This is a genomic window from Nonomuraea lactucae (genome assembly GCF_003313395.1).
In the GTDB taxonomy this organism is placed as follows: domain Bacteria; phylum Actinomycetota; class Actinomycetes; order Streptosporangiales; family Streptosporangiaceae; genus Nonomuraea; species Nonomuraea lactucae.
This window is the reverse complement of the sequence record NZ_QNFZ01000246.1, coordinates 1-14842: the sequence shown is the minus strand read 5'-3', so window position 1 is coordinate 14842 and position 14842 is coordinate 1. Positions and strand designations below refer to the sequence as shown.

Annotated in this window: 19 protein-coding genes; 11 read left to right on the top strand and 8 right to left on the bottom strand. The window is 70.0% G+C overall.

Going from position 1 to position 14842, the window contains the following annotated elements:
- A partial coding sequence (locus DQW85_RS15510; protein WP_162795019.1) for a class F sortase occupies positions 1–600 on the top strand: 600 nt, incomplete at its 5' end.
- 265 nt (positions 601–865) lie between these two features.
- Here the strand turns inward: DQW85_RS15510 and DQW85_RS15505 are convergent.
- The gene (locus DQW85_RS15505) at positions 866–1414 is read right to left on the bottom strand and encodes a hypothetical protein (RefSeq protein WP_162795018.1); all 549 of its coding nucleotides are present in this window, start codon (positions 1412–1414) and stop codon (positions 866–868) included.
- A gap of 4 nt (positions 1415–1418) precedes the next feature.
- On the opposite strand from DQW85_RS15505, the gene DQW85_RS44515 reads away from it, so the two are divergent.
- The 4 genes from DQW85_RS44515 to DQW85_RS15485 all read left to right on the top strand — a co-directional run bounded on the left by DQW85_RS44515 (position 1419) and on the right by DQW85_RS15485 (position 4319).
- Positions 1419–1595, top strand: a complete 177-nt coding sequence (locus tag DQW85_RS44515; protein ID WP_162795017.1) for a hypothetical protein — start codon at positions 1419–1421, stop codon at positions 1593–1595.
- 5 nt (positions 1596–1600) lie between these two features.
- Positions 1601–2350: a class F sortase gene (locus DQW85_RS15495; protein ID WP_113701014.1), complete on the top strand. Its 750-nt coding sequence runs from the start codon at positions 1601–1603 to the stop codon at positions 2348–2350.
- Between the two features lie 23 nt (positions 2351–2373).
- Positions 2374–3054 carry a hypothetical protein gene (locus DQW85_RS15490; protein WP_162795016.1) on the top strand — a complete coding sequence of 227 codons (681 nt, stop codon included), beginning with the start codon at positions 2374–2376 and terminating at the stop codon, positions 3052–3054.
- Positions 3055–3125: 71 nt separating this feature from the next.
- Positions 3126–4319, top strand: coding sequence for an acetyl-CoA C-acetyltransferase (locus DQW85_RS15485; RefSeq protein ID WP_240197201.1), 1194 nt, complete (start codon positions 3126–3128; stop codon positions 4317–4319).
- A gap of 54 nt (positions 4320–4373) precedes the next feature.
- Here the strand turns inward: DQW85_RS15485 and DQW85_RS15480 are convergent, their stop codons facing one another.
- From DQW85_RS15480 to DQW85_RS44510, 6 genes are all read right to left on the bottom strand, one after another.
- Positions 4374–4622 carry a DUF2283 domain-containing protein gene (locus tag DQW85_RS15480; RefSeq protein WP_113701012.1) on the bottom strand — a complete coding sequence of 83 codons (249 nt, stop codon included), beginning with the start codon at positions 4620–4622 and terminating at the stop codon, positions 4374–4376.
- Between the two features lie 21 nt (positions 4623–4643).
- Positions 4644–5603 carry a DUF4258 domain-containing protein gene (locus DQW85_RS15475; protein WP_113701011.1) on the bottom strand — a complete coding sequence of 320 codons (960 nt, stop codon included), beginning with the start codon at positions 5601–5603 and terminating at the stop codon, positions 4644–4646.
- Positions 5594–5902: a hypothetical protein gene (locus DQW85_RS15470; protein ID WP_162795015.1), complete on the bottom strand. Its 309-nt coding sequence runs from the start codon at positions 5900–5902 to the stop codon at positions 5594–5596. Before DQW85_RS15470 ends, DQW85_RS15475 begins: the two co-directional genes overlap by 10 nt.
- 78 nt (positions 5903–5980) lie before the next feature.
- Positions 5981–6361: a YbaB/EbfC family nucleoid-associated protein gene (locus DQW85_RS15465; RefSeq protein ID WP_113701009.1), complete on the bottom strand. Its 381-nt coding sequence runs from the start codon at positions 6359–6361 to the stop codon at positions 5981–5983.
- The gene (locus tag DQW85_RS15460; RefSeq protein WP_162795014.1) at positions 6361–6765 is read right to left on the bottom strand and encodes a YbaB/EbfC family nucleoid-associated protein; all 405 of its coding nucleotides are present in this window, start codon (positions 6763–6765) and stop codon (positions 6361–6363) included. Before DQW85_RS15460 ends, DQW85_RS15465 begins: the two co-directional genes overlap by 1 nt.
- Before the next feature lie 186 nt (positions 6766–6951).
- A complete protein-coding gene (locus DQW85_RS44510) occupies positions 6952–7095 on the bottom strand; it encodes a hypothetical protein (protein WP_162795013.1) in 144 nt (47 codons plus the stop codon).
- A 234-nt stretch (positions 7096–7329) separates the two neighbouring features.
- Between DQW85_RS44510 and DQW85_RS15450 the strand changes: the two genes are divergently transcribed.
- From DQW85_RS15450 to DQW85_RS15430, 5 genes are all read left to right on the top strand, one after another.
- Positions 7330–7872 carry an RNA 2'-phosphotransferase gene (locus tag DQW85_RS15450; RefSeq protein WP_113701006.1) on the top strand — a complete coding sequence of 181 codons (543 nt, stop codon included), beginning with the start codon at positions 7330–7332 and terminating at the stop codon, positions 7870–7872.
- Positions 7873–7979: 107 nt separating this feature from the next.
- On the top strand, positions 7980–9842 hold the full coding sequence (locus tag DQW85_RS15445; RefSeq protein ID WP_113701005.1) for an acyl-CoA dehydrogenase family protein: 1863 nt from the start codon (positions 7980–7982) through the stop codon (positions 9840–9842).
- A 214-nt stretch (positions 9843–10056) separates the two neighbouring features.
- Entirely contained in the window at positions 10057–11328 is a 1272-nt protein-coding gene (locus tag DQW85_RS15440) for an extracellular solute-binding protein (protein ID WP_240197200.1), read from the top strand.
- A 71-nt stretch (positions 11329–11399) separates the two neighbouring features.
- Positions 11400–12284, top strand: coding sequence for a carbohydrate ABC transporter permease (locus DQW85_RS15435; RefSeq protein WP_240197199.1), 885 nt, complete (start codon positions 11400–11402; stop codon positions 12282–12284).
- Positions 12284–13171: a carbohydrate ABC transporter permease gene (locus tag DQW85_RS15430; protein WP_205315152.1), complete on the top strand. Its 888-nt coding sequence runs from the start codon at positions 12284–12286 to the stop codon at positions 13169–13171. The genes DQW85_RS15435 and DQW85_RS15430 overlap by 1 nt, the downstream gene beginning before the upstream one ends.
- Positions 13172–13279: 108 nt before the next feature.
- On the opposite strand, the gene DQW85_RS15425 is transcribed toward DQW85_RS15430, so the two are convergent.
- On the bottom strand, positions 13280–14014 hold the full coding sequence (locus tag DQW85_RS15425) for a class I SAM-dependent methyltransferase (RefSeq protein WP_113701003.1): 735 nt from the start codon (positions 14012–14014) through the stop codon (positions 13280–13282).
- 110 nt (positions 14015–14124) lie between these two features.
- On the opposite strand from DQW85_RS15425, the gene DQW85_RS15420 reads away from it, so the two are divergent.
- Complete coding sequence (locus DQW85_RS15420) at positions 14125–14682, top strand: RNA polymerase sigma factor (protein WP_240197198.1); 558 nt, start codon at positions 14125–14127, stop codon at positions 14680–14682.
- Positions 14683–14842: the final 160 nt, after the last annotated feature.

The following is a 14842-nucleotide window of genomic DNA, read 5'->3' as shown; positions in this document are numbered from 1 at the left end:
CCCACGGTCGGCCCCGGCGGCGCCGGCGACCCCCTGACCCCCGCCCGCCTCGACGCCCCGCCACCCCTGGCGGCGGCGCCGGTCGTGGCCCCGATCCCTCCGGTCAAGACCGAGGCCAAGACCAAGGCCAAGGCCAGGGCCAAGCCCCGGCCGGTCCGGATCAAGATTCCGAAGATCAAGGTCAACGCCCCGGTCGGCTCCGTCACGGTCGATCTCAAGGGCAGCCTGACCACCCCGCCCCTGTCCAGGCCCAACCTCACGGGCTGGTACCGCTTCTCGCCGCTCCCCGGAGAGCTGGGCCCGTCGATCATCAACGGCCACGTGAGCACCCGGAAGGGCGGGGCCGTCTTCCAGCGCCTCCGCGAGCTGGCCAAGGGTGACCAGATCTACGTGTACCGCTCGGACAAGAAGGTCACGCGCTTCACGGTGAGCGGGATCGAGCAGGTGAGCAAGACGACGTTCCCGACGAAGCGCGTGTACGGCAACACCGGCGACGCCCAGCTCCGGCTGATCACCTGTGGAGGCATCTACAACAAGCAGGCGCACAGCTACACGGACAACATCATCGTGTACGCGACGCTGTCCAAGAAGCGCGGTTGATGCAAGTATTTGGTCCGTTGTTTGCCGTTTACGGGAGATTTACGGGCACTGTTCGTAAGATCTCTACCTAACCGTGACCATTGGCTGCCAGTCTGGTACGCCTGTTGAAACTGCGCTTGAAACGGAGAAGGACAGTGCTGACGTCCAAGGCGCGGCGCCGCCGCCTCGCCATCAAGACATCCGCCTTGGCCGTGGCAGGTGCAGGTATCTTCGGCGTCGTGCCTGCGGTGGCTGCCCTGGCTACGGCTACGCCGGTCGACGTGGTCTACGGCTGCGCGCCCCAGGGCGGGGCCACCGCGAGCATCCCGTTCCGGATGGAGCTGAAGACGCCGGCCGTGCAGCCGTCCGCCAGCGCCACCGTGACCGTCCTCTGGGACATCCAGCAGCCCACAACGGCCACCCCGCTGCCCGTGCTCTCGGCGATCACCCCGTCGAGCACCGTCGTCGCGGAGGGCACCGTGTCGCCCAGCGGAAGCCCGCTGGCGTCCACCGCGGTGACAGCCGCGGCCACCTCCACGCCTTTGACGACCGTGTCGCCCACCTCGCCGATGCCGATTCCCACCATGGCCGTCGTGGTGCGGCCCACCGCGACCGGAACGGTCGTGCTCAAGGGCGGCCCCTTCTCGCTGAAGGTGAACGGCAGCACCTGGTACACCTGCACCCCCGGCGCCTCCGGCGGCCCGTCGATGAACCTCGTGGTCGGCACGGGCACGCCGACCTCGACCAGCACCTCGACCTCGACCTCCACCAGCACCGCGACGTCGTCCCCCAGCCCCACCAAGACCACCCCCAAGCCCACCAAGACCACCACCATCACCGTGACCGAGACCCCCAAGGGGCGGTCCTCCAAGACGCCGAAGGCCGGGGCCGACACCGGTGCGGGCGGGGACGCGGGGCCTGATGGGCGGATGTTCGTGCTGGCCGGCTCGGTGCTGATCATGGCCGCCGGGGCGGGCGGGCTGATGATGCGCCGGCGTACCGTCTCCCGGGGCTGACCGGGATGGCGTCCCAGTACCCGTACGGCGGGCAGCCCGACGACAAGGGGAGCAGGGCACTCAGGGCGGTGCTGATCCTGGCCGCCATCGCCGGAGTGGTGACCGTGGCCGCCGGGATGCTGATCGTCCTGCGTTCGCCCGAGCAGTACGGCCTGGCCTCCCAGCGCGACCAGCTCGCGGTGGGCGCGCAGCCCGACGGGAAGGCCACGGGGCCGCCTGAGCAGGCGCTGTTCAAGGCCGCACCCACGGCGCCGCCGCCGATGCCGCAGATCAACCCCGCGCCGCCGATGCTGCCCTCCACCCCGGTGCGCATCGTGATCAAGAGGCTGGGCGTCAGCGCGCCCGTCAAGTCCGTCGGCCTGGCCAAGGACGGCACGATCCAGGTGCCGCCGCCGAGCGACCCCAACCTCGTGGGCTGGTACCGCGACATGTCCACCCCCGGCGAGGCCGGTCCGGCGGTGATGCTCGGCCACAAGGACACCCGCACCCGCGGCGCCGTCTTCACCCGCCTGCACGAGATCCGCAACGGCGACACGATCGAGGTCAAGCGCCAGGACGGCACCACGGCGGTCTTCACGGTCGGCGGGGTCGAGCAGGCGAGCAAGCAGACGTTCCCGACCCAGCGCGTCTACGGGAACCAGGCGAACGCGCAGCTCCACCTCATCACGTGCGGTGGTGCGTACAACCGCACGATCGGCCACTACACCGATAACATCATCGTCTACGCGACGATGACGAGCTCCTACCGAAGCTGATCGCGGAGGCGCGCATGGGCTGGATGGCGAAGCGGAGACTGCGTACTGGCCCGACGGCGGCGTTGCCCGCCAAGCCGAGCCAGGCCGACCTGCTGCGGATCGTGCGGTTGGCGGATCCGGACGCCCGCGCCGACGGCGACGACATCGTGGCCGTCGACGTCAGGGTGCACGCGCCGGTCGAGGCCGAGCCCGAGCTGGTGGGCGGCGAGATGGACGAGGTGTGGGCGGTCCGGGTGGCGGCGGAGGGCCCGCTGCCGTTCGACTTCTTCGACCGCTACCTGGCCGAGGGGATCGCCTTCCGACTCGGCGGGCTGGCCGTGTGCCGCGGCGAGGTGAGCGACCCCGCCGACGACGGCACGGAGGGCCGCGCGGGTGGCCCCGCGGTCATCCTCCCGCTACGGCCGGCCGCCGACGCGCTGCTGCCGCTGCTGGAGGCCGAGGGCGAGGTCGAGCACGAGGAGGAGGACTTCGCCTACACCGTCGACGGGGTGAGGATCCTCGTCGTGCCGCAGAAGGGCAGCCCGCCGGCCGTGCAGGAGCTGCTGCCCTTCGCCACCGAGCTGACCGCGGTCGAGCTGCGCGGCGACGATCGCAAGCGGCTGGGCGTGCTCGCGCTGAGGCTGGCCGAGGCGCTGAACGGCCTGGTGGTGGACCGGTGGCGGTTCAGGGTGGACGCCGCGGAGGACCTTCTCCCGCCGACCTGAGACGGGCGCAGAGCATCGTCCTGTTGTACGCTCACGAGTAACCGAATAATGCTCGGTTTCAGGAGGGCGCCGTGGCAGAGGCGTACATCGTCGGGGCGGTCCGCACCCCGGTCGGCAAGAAGAAGGGCGGCCTGTCGACCGTCCACCCCACTGACCTGGCCGCGCACACGCTCAAGGAGCTGATCGACCGCACCGGCGTCGATCCCGCGGCGGTGGAGGACGTCGTCATGGGCTGCGTGATGCAGTTCGGCCCACAGAGCATGGACATCGCGCGCAACGCGTGGCTGTCGGCCGGCCTGCCCGAGACGACCGCCGGGGTCACGATCGACCGCCAGTGCGGCTCCTCCCAGCAGTCGATCCACTTCGCGGCCCAGGGCGTCATGTCAGGCACCCAGGACCTCGTCGTGGCGGCCGGCGTCGAGTCGATGAGCATCGTGCCGATGGGCTCGTCGATCACGGCTGCCCTGGAGAAGGGCATGCCGTTCCCGTTCGGCGACAGATGGATCGAGAGGTACGGCAAGCAGGAGATCTCGCAGTTCCGCGGCGCGGAGCTGATGTGCGAGAAGTGGGGCTTCAAGCGCGACGAGCTGGAGCGCTACGCCTTCGAGTCCCACCAGCGCGCCGCCAAGGCGGTCGCGAACGGCTACTTCAAGGACCAGATCGCGCCGCTGAACGGCGTCGAGGCCGACGAGGGCCCGCGCCCCGACACGACGCTGGAGAAGATGGCCGAGCTCAAGACGCTCAAGGAGGGCGGCCAGATCACCGCCGCCACGGCCTCGCAGATCTCCGACGGCTCGGGCGCCGTGCTGATCGCCTCGGAGCGCGCCGTACGCGACCACGGCCTGACCCCGCGGGCCCGCGTCCACCAGCTCGCCCTGGTCGGCGACGACCCCGTGTTCATGCTCACGGCGCCGATCCCGGCGACCCGGAAGGCCCTGGACAAGGCCGGCCTGTCGATCGGCGACATCGACGCGACGGAGATCAACGAGGCGTTCGCCCCCGTGCCGCTGGCCTGGATCAGGGAGCTCGGCGCCGACCCGGCCCGGGTCAACCCCAACGGCGGGGCGATCGCCCTCGGCCACCCGCTCGGCGCGACGGGCGCGATCCTGATGACGAAGCTGCTGCACGAGCTGGAGCGCACGGGCGGCAGGTACGGCCTGCAGACGATGTGCGAGGGCGGCGGCCAGGTACGGCCTGCAGACGATGTGCGAGGGCGGCGGCCAGGCCAACGTCACCATCATCGAGCGTCTCTGACGCGCCTCTGACACGCGTAGGCGCCCTGGTCCCGCACGGGACCAGGGCGCCTACGGCTCTGCCCGCTACCGGGCGTCGTCGCCGGCGGGATCGTCGTCCTCGTACGCGAGTGCGAGGACCTCGGGCCGCAGAATGGCCGATGCCCCGAGGACCTCGAAGCCCAGCAGGCGGCCCTCCGTGTCGAAGTCGAGCACCAGCTCCCCTGGCATCCCCTCGCGCTCCACCAGCAACTGAGCATCGGCGTCGCCCTCGCCTATCTCGTCCACGAGATACACGTAGGCGACGTCGTTCTCGGCGTCATGTTCGATTCGCAAGTCGTGCCCTTTCAGCGGCGGCTACTTCTTCCTCTTCCACATGGCGGAGATGATGCCACCGCTCTTGTTCGTCACCACGCGGACACTGTCGGTCTCATGGACAGTGGTGCCCGGCTGGTTGCCGGGTCTCTTCCTGCCGTTCTGCTTCGCCTGCTCCACCATGTCATCGCTGATGCCTCGCTGAGCCTGGCGGTCCGCCGCGTGTCCGGTGGTGCCGTCGGTGCTGTTCTGCTTCCCGCCGCCACGGCCACGGCCGCCGCCGCCACGGCGGCCGTTGCCGCCCCTTCTCGCGTTGTTGTTGCTGCGGCCCATGGCCGCCATGCCGTCGCGCACGTCGCGGGGGCCGCTCGACGCCCTCGGGCCCACGGTGTGGGGCCTCGCCAGTCCGCGCCCGCCGGCTCCGGCGAACGCGGGCGTCGGGCCTCCGCCCGGCCGGCGCAGGTTGTCGAGGATCCGCTGCATCGGCTCGGTGACCCGCCGCCTCAGCGCCGGGGCGAGAATCCTGGCCGAGCCCTCTCCGGCCTCGCGCAGGACCTTCATCCCCGCGTGCCGCGTGGCGAGCAGGGAGGCCGTCGCCGACGCGCCGGCGAAGGGGCCGCCGGACAGCAGGGCCATGGCCAGCCGCACGGCGCCCACGGCTGCCACGGTGCCGACCGCCACCTTGGCGCCCGTCACGACCGTGGCAGTGTGCTCCAGCCACACCGGTGACATCCTGGCCGCGCTGGAGGACTGCGCCAGGTGCCCGTCGCCGGTGCCCACGTCGCCCCAGTAGCCGGCGAGCGCGGTAGCGGAGTCGCCCCTGTAGGCGGCCGACGCGTCGCGCATGGCGGTGCCTGCTCCCAGGGCGGCGAGCGACGTGCCGGCTTCCACGACGCGCGCGGCGGCGGCGTCCGCGCGCATCTCGTCCTCGTCGATGTTGGGGAACCACAGGCCCGCCAGTTCGAGGACCGCGTCGAGCTCCGGAGGTATCGTCAGGCCCATCGATCGGCCTCCGGGAGTGCGAAGGTGCCGTCGGCCTCACGGACATTCCGGTTGGCGACGGCCATGCCGGTTCCGGTGTCGCCGATGACGCCCGACAGAGCCCCCTTCGCCGCGAGCGTGGTGTGGCAGCAGTCGACCCACGCCTGGTTGATCACTACGAAGATGCCGTCGTCCCCCCATGACGCCCCGGCGCGTTGCCGCAGCCGGGCCAGAGCCGCCTCGTACTCCTCGCTGTGGATCCGCATTCGCGATGCCTGCCGATCCAGCACATCCTTGGTGATTTCAAACCCCGAATCCATCTGCCCGACGATAGCGGCCTGTTGCGACGAATGCGGCGAGTGGTGCGAAATGGGGTGAGGGGTGGCCAGTGACCCTTGTTACTGGAGCAGGTGGCGGAGCCGTTCCTGGAGGAGGTCCGTGTCCACGGACGGGAGGGCCTCGCGCAACGACTCCCTCAGCAGGGCTCCGGCCTGCCGCCCCGCGTCGTCCTGCGCCCGCCGCACGGCCAGGAGGATCTGCTCGCCGAGGGCTTCGCTGCCCTCGCTCATCGCCCGTGGGTCGATGACCACCTCCAGCACCCGGCCGTCGGCCGCCGCCGTCGCGCGCACGTGGCCGCCGTCGCCTCCGCCCTCGCCGACGATCTCCTCCAGGACGCTCTCCTGGTCGGTGAGCAGCGCCCGGGCCGCCTCGGCCTGCCTCTGGGCCTCGGCCACGTCCTGCTCGCGGATGTTGGCGGGGTCGATGTCGGTCTCGTACATCACGGCTGCTCCGAGTAGAAGTCGTGGGCGGCCACCTCGATGCGGTGGCGTACGAAGGTCTCGTCCAGGGGCTGGGGCAGCTCGCCGGCGCGGGTGAGGGCGTCGTCCACGATCTCTCCCGTGCGGCGGCGCGCGTCGTCCTGCGCCGCCCGGATCGCCTTGGTCACCTCGGCGCCGAGCTCGCCCGCGGCCAGGCGCATGCCGCGCGGGTCCACCTCGACCTTCGTGAGCACGCCCCGCCCGTCGGCCGCCGCGCGGACGAGCCCCTGAGCGGCCTCTCCCGTGCCCACCACCTCCCCGATCATCCGGTTGGCCTCGCGCAGCCGGCCCAGCGCCGCCTGCGTCTGCGCCACGAACTGCTCCAGATAGCGAGCGTCCTCACTCGGCACGGGTGGAGAAGACACGGAATCCCCTTGCTCGATCGGTGTTATCGGGGGATTGTACGATCAATCTCCGCTGACCTGCCCCATCACGGCGCCCCGCTCCCTCGGCCGCAGGCCAGGGGGCGGGGCGCCGTGGCGTCGTGCGGGGGCCATGGCGTAGGGGCCGCGCGCCGCACTCACTACCATCCCGGGTAGTGGGTCAGGGGATCACCGCCCCTTGGGCGGGATGCGCCGCGGCGGGGCGATCGGCCGCTGCGGCATCTTCGGCAGCTGCCGCGGCGCCGGCAGCGCCGGCCGCCCCGGGAGCTTGGGGCCGTTCTTCTTGCCTGAATTTCCTGCGCGAACTCGCATGAGAAAGCTCCTTTACGTGACTCGCGACGCGGCCGGTGGCCGGGTCGGCAAGCTCAGCTGCCGCGTCTGGGTGGACTTCGGCGGGCGTGCGAGCACCGCCGGGCGGTTAGCCGAGTGAGCCGGGCTGATCGCGATCAGCCCTGGCGCATTACTGGTAAAGGCGCATGTCCCAGACACTAGAGACCGGCGGGAACGGGGCGCAACCGGTTTTCGGGGGAGTATCCTGCCGGGATCATGGACGACCGGAGACTGGTGCGCATCTCGAAATACCTGTCCAAGCATCTGCGGCACGAGCCCGAGCGCATCGGGATCGAGCTCGACCCGCAGGGCTGGGTCGAGGTCGGCACGCTGCTGGAGGCCGCCACGGGGCACGGGTTCGCCATCACGCCGGACGAGCTGCGGCTGGTCGTCGAGGGCAACGACAAGCGGCGGTTCGCGATGGAGGGCGGGAGGATCCGCGCCAACCAAGGGCATTCGGTGAGCGTCGACCTCGACCTGCCGGTGGCCGTCCCGCCGCCCTTCCTGTATCACGGCACCGTGGCCCGGAGCCTCGCCGCGATCAGGGCCGAGGGGCTGCGGCCGATGCGCCGCCACCACGTGCACCTGTCGCCCGACCGCGAGACGGCCACCCGGGTGGGAGCCCGGCGGGGCAGGCCGGTGGTGCTGGCCGTCGAGTCGGGCGCCATGCACGGGGCCGGTCATGAGTTCAGGGTCAGCGCCAACGGGGTGTGGCTGGTGGACCTGGTGCCGGTGGCGTACATCGGCTTCCCGCGCTGAGCGCCGGGGCGCCGCCGGACGGGGTGTGACGATCTCGTGGGGTGAGAGCGGTGAAGCGCCGGGTATTCACAGATCGCCGGGGGGCGTAACGTCGGCGGGAGGATGCCATGAGCGAGTACGCCAAGGCAAGAGAGCTCGGCGAGCAGGCGCGTGAGAAGGAGTGGACGCGGCCGAGCTTCGCGAAACAGCTGTTCCTCGGAGACTTCCGGCTGGATCTGGTGCATCCGGCCCCCACGCCCGGCGACGAGGCCGCCAAGCGCGGCGAGGAGTTCGTCAGGGCGGTGCGCAGGTTCCTCGACGCGCACGTCGACCCGGCCGAGATCGAGCGGACCGCCCGGGTGCCCGACGAGGTGGTCAAGGGGCTCGCGGATCTCGGCGCGTTCGGGATCACGATCAGCGAGGAGTACGGCGGGCTCGGCCTGCCCTACCTGTACTACTGCCGCACCCTCATCCTCGTCGGCTCGTACTGCCCGGCGCTGGCCACGCTGCTGTCGGCGCACCAGTCGATCGGGGTGCCGCAGCCGCTCAAGCTGTTCGGCACCGAGGAGCAGAAGCGGGAGTTCCTGCCGAGGTGCGCCCGGGGCGAGATCTCGGCGTTCCTGCTGACGGAGCCGGACGTCGGCTCCGACCCGGCCAGGCTGTCCACCACCGCCGTCCGGGACGGCGACGACTATGTGCTCGACGGCGTCAAGCTGTGGACCACGAACGGCGTCGTGGCCGACCTGCTCGTGGTCATGGCCAGGACGGGCCGGAAGATCAGCGCCTTCGTCGTCGAGGCCGACACCCCCGGCATCACGGTCAAGCGGCGCAACCAGTTCATGGGGCTGCGCGGCATCGAGAACGGCGTCACCGAGTTCTCGCAGGTACGAGTGCCGGCCGGAAACCTGATCGGCCGCGAGGGCGAGGGCCTGAAGATCGCGCTCACCACCCTCAACACCGGCCGCCTCTCCCTGCCGGCGACCTGCGCGGGCAACGCCAAGTGGGCCGTGAAGATCGCCCGCGAGTGGGGCAACGCCCGCGTGCAGTGGGGCCGGCGGATCGGCGAGCACGAGGCGGTGGCCACGAAGATCGCCTTCATCGCGGCCACGGCCTACGCCCTGGAGGCGGTCTGCGACCTGACCAGCCGCATGGCCGACGATCAGCGCAACGACATCAGGATCGAGGCGGCCCTGGCCAAGATGTACGCCTCCGAGCTGTCCTACCAGGCGCTCGACGAGCTGGTCCAGATCAGGGGCGGCCGGGGCTACGAGACCGCCGAGTCGCTGGCCGCCAGGGGAGAGCGGGGCGTGCCGGCCGAGCAGATGCTGCGCGACTCGCGGATCAACCGCATCTTCGAGGGCTCCACCGAGATCATGCGCCTGCTCATCACCCGCGAGGCCGTGGACGCCCATCTGTCGGCCGCCGGAGAGCTGGTCAACCCGGACGCCTCCCGCCAGGAGCGCGCCCAGGCGCTCAAGCGGGCAGGCGGCTTCTACGCCCGGTGGCTGCCCACGCTGATGGCGGGCACCGGCAACCTGCCCACCTCGTACGCCGGGTTCGGCCCGCTGGCCGGTCACTTGCGCTACATCGAGCGGACCAGCCGGAAGCTGGCCCGGTCCACTTTCTACGGGATGTCGCGCTGGCAGGGGCGGCTGGAGCACAGGCAGGCGTTCCTCGGCCGGATCGTCGACATCGGGGCGGAGCTGTTCGCGATGACGGCCGCCTGCGTCAAGGCCCAGGAGGACGCGGGCGACCTGGGGCGCAGGCCGTACGAGCTGGCCGACACGTTCTGCCGGCAGGCCAGGCGCCGCGTCGGCACGCTGTTCGACCGGCTCTGGGACAACAGCGACAGCCAGGACGCGCGGCTCGCGCAGTACGTGCTGGACGGCCGCTACGCCTTCCTGGAGGAAGGCGTCCTCGACCCGTCCATCGACGGGCCATGGGTCGGCGTGCCGGAGGGCGGGGAGAGCGTGCGGAGGAAGATCCTCTGACTGCCGGTCTAGACCGGTTGTGAGCTTTGCCGCGCCATTTTTCGGGCCGGATGTTGCCAAACCGAGACCGACCGGTATAGACCGGCTACGGAACACGGGCTTACGCTGACGCAAACGCGATGAGCCCCGGCTCGCGCACCCCCAGAACCCTGTGGGCGGGACGGCAACTGGTACGGACCAGATAGGCCCGTCCTACGAGAAGGCGGTACTTACGGTGAACATCAAGCTTCTGGGCGGCGCCGCTCTCGGCGTGGCGACCATGCTGGTCCTGTCCAGCTGTGGCTCGGGTGGATCCGGCACGTCCGGTGACCAGAACGCCTCCGGGGGAGGCCAGGTCACCCTGAAGATGGTCGCGGCCGACTACGGCGACGGCCCCGGCAAGCCGAACTCCGGCGAGACGTTCTGGAAGGGCGTCGTCGACGAGTTCCAGAAGGCGAACCCCAACATCAAGGTCGACGTCCAGGTCATCAACTGGAACGACATCGACAAGCAGGTCGCCACCATGGTGCAGAACGGGCAGGTGCCCGACATCCTGCAGACCGGCGACTACTCCGGCTTCGTCAAGGACGGCCTGCTCTACAAGGTCGACGAGGTGCTCTCCCCGAACGTCTCCAGCGACATGCTGCAGAAGTTCGCCGAGTTCGGCAAGGTCGACGGCACCGCCTACGGCATCCCGTTCGTCTCGTCCGCCCGCGCGCTGTTCTACAACAAGGACCTGTTCGCCAAGGCCGGCGTCGCCGAGCCGCCCAAGACCTGGGACGAGCTCAAGGCCGCCGCGCAGAAGCTGAAGGCGGCCGGCGTCAGCCAGCCGTTCGGCCTGCCGCTCGGCCAGGAGGAGGCGCAGGCCGAGTCGTTCCTGTGGATGCTCGGCAACGGTGGCGGCTACAAGGACGCCGCCGGCAAGTGGGCGATCAACTCGCCGCAGAACGTCGAGACGTTCACCTACATCAAGGGCCTCGTCGACGCCGGCCTGACCACGCCGAACCCCGGCACCAAGGACCGCAAGACGGTCTGGGAGGACTTCGGCGCCGGCAAGGTCGGCATGGTCAACGGCGGCCCCATGTCGATCCCGATCTTCGACGCGGCCGGCCTGAAGGACAAGTACGGCGTCGCGCCGATCGCCGGCAAGACCGGCCCGCTCGACACCACGCTCGGCGTCATGGACTGGATCATGGCGTTCAACAAGAACGGCCGCGCCGCCGAGATCAAGAAGTTCTTCGACTTCTTCTACACCGGCACCGCCGCGCAGAAGATCAGCGACACCTACAAGCTGCTGCCCGTCACCACGAGCGGCGTCCAGAAGCTGTCGAGCGACGAGAAGCTCAAGCCGTTCCTCGACGGGCTGCCCAACGCCAGCTTCTACCCGTTCCAGGACCCGAAGTGGGCCGTGGTGAACCCGGCGATCAAGCAGACCATCGGCGGAGCGGTCAAGGAGGACCCGGCCAAGGTCCTCGGTGAGCTGCAGAAGACCGCCGAGGCTAGCTGACCCCTCGCGGGTCCGTGCGGCGGGCGCCCCGCACCCCGGGGCGCCGGCCGTACCGTGATGGAAGGTTCTTCATGAGAAGGTTGCGCGCGTTCGAGCCGCTCGCCTGGACCGGACCGGCGGTCCTGCTGATCGCGGTGGTCGTGCTCTGGCCGGTCATCGAGATGATCCGGTCGTCGTTCCTCAAGATCAGCAGGTTCGGCATCGTGCAGGGCTCCAACGGCCTGGCCAACTACGAGAAGCTGTTCGACGAGAAGGACTTCGCGGACATCATGGTCCGCAGCGTCATTTGGGTGATCGCGGTGGTCGGCTTCACCGTGCTGATCTCGCTCGCCCTCGCCCAGCTGTTCAACCAGCGCTTTCCCGGCCGCCGGATCACCCGCTGGGCGCTGATCGCGCCATGGGCGGCCTCCGTGCTGATGACCGCGATCATCTTCAAGTGGATGCTGGACCCCGAGGTCGGCGTGATCAACCAGATCCGGCTGAAGCTCGGGCTCATCGACGCGCTCGGCGGCCACTCGGCCGACCAGCTCGGCGACGCCTCCACCGCCATGCCGTGGCTCGTGTTCGTCGCGGTGTTCGTGTCGGTCCCGTTCACCACGTACGCGCTGCTGGCGGGGCTCGCCACCATCCCGGCCGACGTCTACGAGGCGGCCACGATGGACGGCGCGTCCAAGCTGCGGACGTACTGGTCGATCACGCTGCCGCTGCTGCGGCCCGCCCTCACCGTGGCGGCGCTGATCAACGTGATGAACGTCTTCAACAGCTTCCCGATCATCTGGGCGATGACGCACGGCCAGCCCGGCTACTCCACGGCCACCTCGACGATCCTGATGTTCGTCCTCAAGGGCTCCGACATCGGCGAGTCCGCCGCGATGTCCGTGGTCAACTTCGGCATGGTCCTGGTCCTGACCGCGATCTTCCTCAAGGTCTCCCGCTGGAACAAGGAGGTGGCGTGATGACCGTCACGACCGCGCCATCGAGGTCCGCGCGCCACCAGCACTCAAGGCCCCGGCCCGTCTCCCGCCGGCGCATGCCCGGGCTCAAGACGAGCGTGATCGCGGCCGCGGCCTACCTGATCGCGTTCCTCTTCCTGTTCCCGTACGTGGTGATGCTGCTCACCTCGCTGCGCCCCCAGGACTCGCTGCGCGACGCCACGATCTTCCCCTCGGAGTGGGAGTGGTCGAACCTGGCCAACTTCTGGACCAGCGGGCTCGCGGGCAACCTGATGGTCACGCTCAAGGTGGCGGCCGGCTCCACGATCCTGGTGCTGCTGGTGGCGCTGCCCGCCGCCTACTACTCGGCCAGGCACAACTTCAGGGGGCGCACCGCGTTCCTCATCCTGGTGCTGATCACCCAGATGTTCCAGCCCACGGCCATGCTGGTCGGCATCTACCGCGAGTTCTTCCAGTTCGGGTTGGTGGACTCGATCTGGTCGCTGATCCTCGTCAACGGCGGGTTCAACCTGGCGTTCGCGGTCTGGATCCTGAACGCGTACTTCTCCTCGATCCCGCGCGAGCTGGAGGAGGCCGCGTTCATCGACGGCAACGGGCGCTTCGGCACGCTGTTCCGCATCACGCTGCCGCTGGCCATGCCGGGCGTCATCACAGCGCTGATCTTCACGTTCATCGCCGCCTGGAACGAGTTCGTGGTGGCCCTCACCCTCACCACCACGCCCGCGAACCAGCCGCTCACCGTGGCTCTCAACTCGTTCATCGGCCAGTATCAGGTCGACTGGCAGAACCTCTTCGCGGGCTCGGTGATCGCCACCATCCCGGTGATCATCCTCTTCGCCCTCATCGAACGGAAGGTGGTCGGCGGACTCACCGCCGGCTCCATCAAATAGCCCTCTCACCCGGGCTCCTCCACCCGGGCCTCGGCCGCCCCACGTCCTCTCCACCCGTGGGGCGGCCGAGGCGCTTTCGGGCTCGGTCAGCGGCGCTTCCGGGCTCGGTCAGCGCGGGACCCGGGCGACGCAGAACACCGTCTGGCCGAACGGGGGCCGGATGAAGCGCTCGATCAGGCGGGTCGCCGGGACCACGGTGCGGTCGTAGATCTTGACCAGGCGAGGGTCCGGGTAGCCCACCCCGCCACGGCGGACCGCGGCCCACCAGGCGATGCCGCCCAGGAAGTTGATCGGCTTCAGCACGTCGACGTCGAGCCCGGCCCTGGAAACCGTGGCGCGCAGCGTCTTGGGCGTGTAGCGCTGGACGTGGCCGACCTTGCGGTCGAAGTCTCCGTAGAGCTGCATGTAGCCCGGCACCCAGATGATGATCCGCCCGCCGGGCAGCGTGACCCGGGCCAGCGACCGCAGGGCCTCGGCGTCGTCCTCGATGTGCTCCAGGACGTTCATCATCACGACCGTGTCGACCTTGTCCTCCAGCGGGATGTCGGTCGGCAGGCCGAACTGCAGCACGCCGATCTCGTCGCGACCCTCGAAGCGCTTCCTGAGCTGCTCGACGCAGTAGGGGTCGAAGTCGCTCACCACGAGGCGGTCGAGCCGCGGCAGGAACTGCTCGGCGAAGTGGCCCAGCCCCGAGCCGATCTCCAGCATGGAACGCCCGACATGCGGGGCGACCATGTCGAACTCGTACTGCCGGTAGTTCTTGGCCTCGTCGCCCCCGAGGTGGTTTTCCAGGGCCTCGTCACCGGCGGCCGGTTGCACTACACGGTCATACCCAGAAGACATAGTCCCGTTCCTTAAGGGGCTCGCGAGGATTGGCTGCGAGTCTAGTGCCCGCACGGCGCCGAAGGTCACGTGACGACTGAAAGCACCCTTCCCAACTCGGTGCGGATGCGGTGAAATCTGACACGTCCATGGACGACGACGAGGCAATCTCCCGATCGCTCGCCGGTGACCTGACGGCCTACGAGGCGCTGGTCGCCCGCTACAGCGCGCTCGCCCACAGGACCGCCGCCATGCTCGGAGCGGGCGACGAGGCCGAGGACGTGGTGCAGGAGGCGTTCGTCAAGGCGTACCGGCACCTGGCGTCGTTCCGCCGGGAGGCGCCCTTCCGCCCCTGGCTGCTGCGCATCGTGGCCAACGAGACCCACAACCTCACCCGCTCCCGCGGGCGCAGGGCGGAGCTCGCCGTACGGCTGGGCGCCGTCACCGAGACGGTGGCCCCCGACGACCCCGCGAGCACGGCGGTGGCCACCGACCGCCGCGCCCGCCTCCTCGAAGCGGTGCGCGGGCTGCCCGAACGGGAACGCCACGCGGTCGTCTGCCGGTACTTCTTACAGCTGACGGAGGCCGAGACCGCCCAGGTGCTCGACTGGCCCCTGGGCACCGTCAAGTCCTGCACGCACCGCGGCCTGGCCCGGCTCAGGGAGGAGGTGGGCAGTGAGCTCGCGTGACCCGTCCGACGAACTGAACGACCTGGACGACCTGGAGGCCGCGCTCGTGGACCTCGGCGCCTCCCTCGACGTGCCGAGCCCGCCGCCGACCGACGTGGCGGCGGCCGTCCGCGCGCGCCTCGAAGCCACCCCGGAGCCCCCCAGGAGTGCCCCGGCCCCG

What these genes read in the sequence shown, in the direction of transcription:
- DQW85_RS15505 (WP_162795018.1), bottom strand. Translation starts at nt 1,414, where the DNA reads ATGGTGGTGGTCTTGGTGGGCTTGGGGGTGGTCTTGGTGGGGCTGGGG.
- DQW85_RS15495 (WP_113701014.1), top strand. Translation starts at nt 1,601, where the DNA reads ATGGCGTCCCAGTACCCGTACGGCGGGCAGCCCGACGACAAGGGGAGC.
- DQW85_RS15490 (WP_162795016.1), top strand. Translation starts at nt 2,374, where the DNA reads ATGGCGAAGCGGAGACTGCGTACTGGCCCGACGGCGGCGTTGCCCGCC.
- DQW85_RS15475 (WP_113701011.1), bottom strand. Translation starts at nt 5,603, where the DNA reads ATGGGCCTGACGATACCTCCGGAGCTCGACGCGGTCCTCGAACTGGCG.
- DQW85_RS15470 (WP_162795015.1), bottom strand. Translation starts at nt 5,902, where the DNA reads ATGGATTCGGGGTTTGAAATCACCAAGGATGTGCTGGATCGGCAGGCA.
- DQW85_RS15465 (WP_113701009.1), bottom strand. Translation starts at nt 6,361, where the DNA reads ATGTACGAGACCGACATCGACCCCGCCAACATCCGCGAGCAGGACGTG.
- DQW85_RS44510 (WP_162795013.1), bottom strand. Translation starts at nt 7,095, where the DNA reads ATGCGAGTTCGCGCAGGAAATTCAGGCAAGAAGAACGGCCCCAAGCTC.
- DQW85_RS15450 (WP_113701006.1), top strand. Translation starts at nt 7,330, where the DNA reads ATGGACGACCGGAGACTGGTGCGCATCTCGAAATACCTGTCCAAGCAT.
- DQW85_RS15445 (WP_113701005.1), top strand. Translation starts at nt 7,980, where the DNA reads ATGAGCGAGTACGCCAAGGCAAGAGAGCTCGGCGAGCAGGCGCGTGAG.
- DQW85_RS15435 (WP_240197199.1), top strand. Translation starts at nt 11,400, where the DNA reads ATGAGAAGGTTGCGCGCGTTCGAGCCGCTCGCCTGGACCGGACCGGCG.
- DQW85_RS15430 (WP_205315152.1), top strand. Translation starts at nt 12,284, where the DNA reads ATGACCGTCACGACCGCGCCATCGAGGTCCGCGCGCCACCAGCACTCA.
- DQW85_RS15425 (WP_113701003.1), bottom strand. Translation starts at nt 14,014, where the DNA reads ATGTCTTCTGGGTATGACCGTGTAGTGCAACCGGCCGCCGGTGACGAG.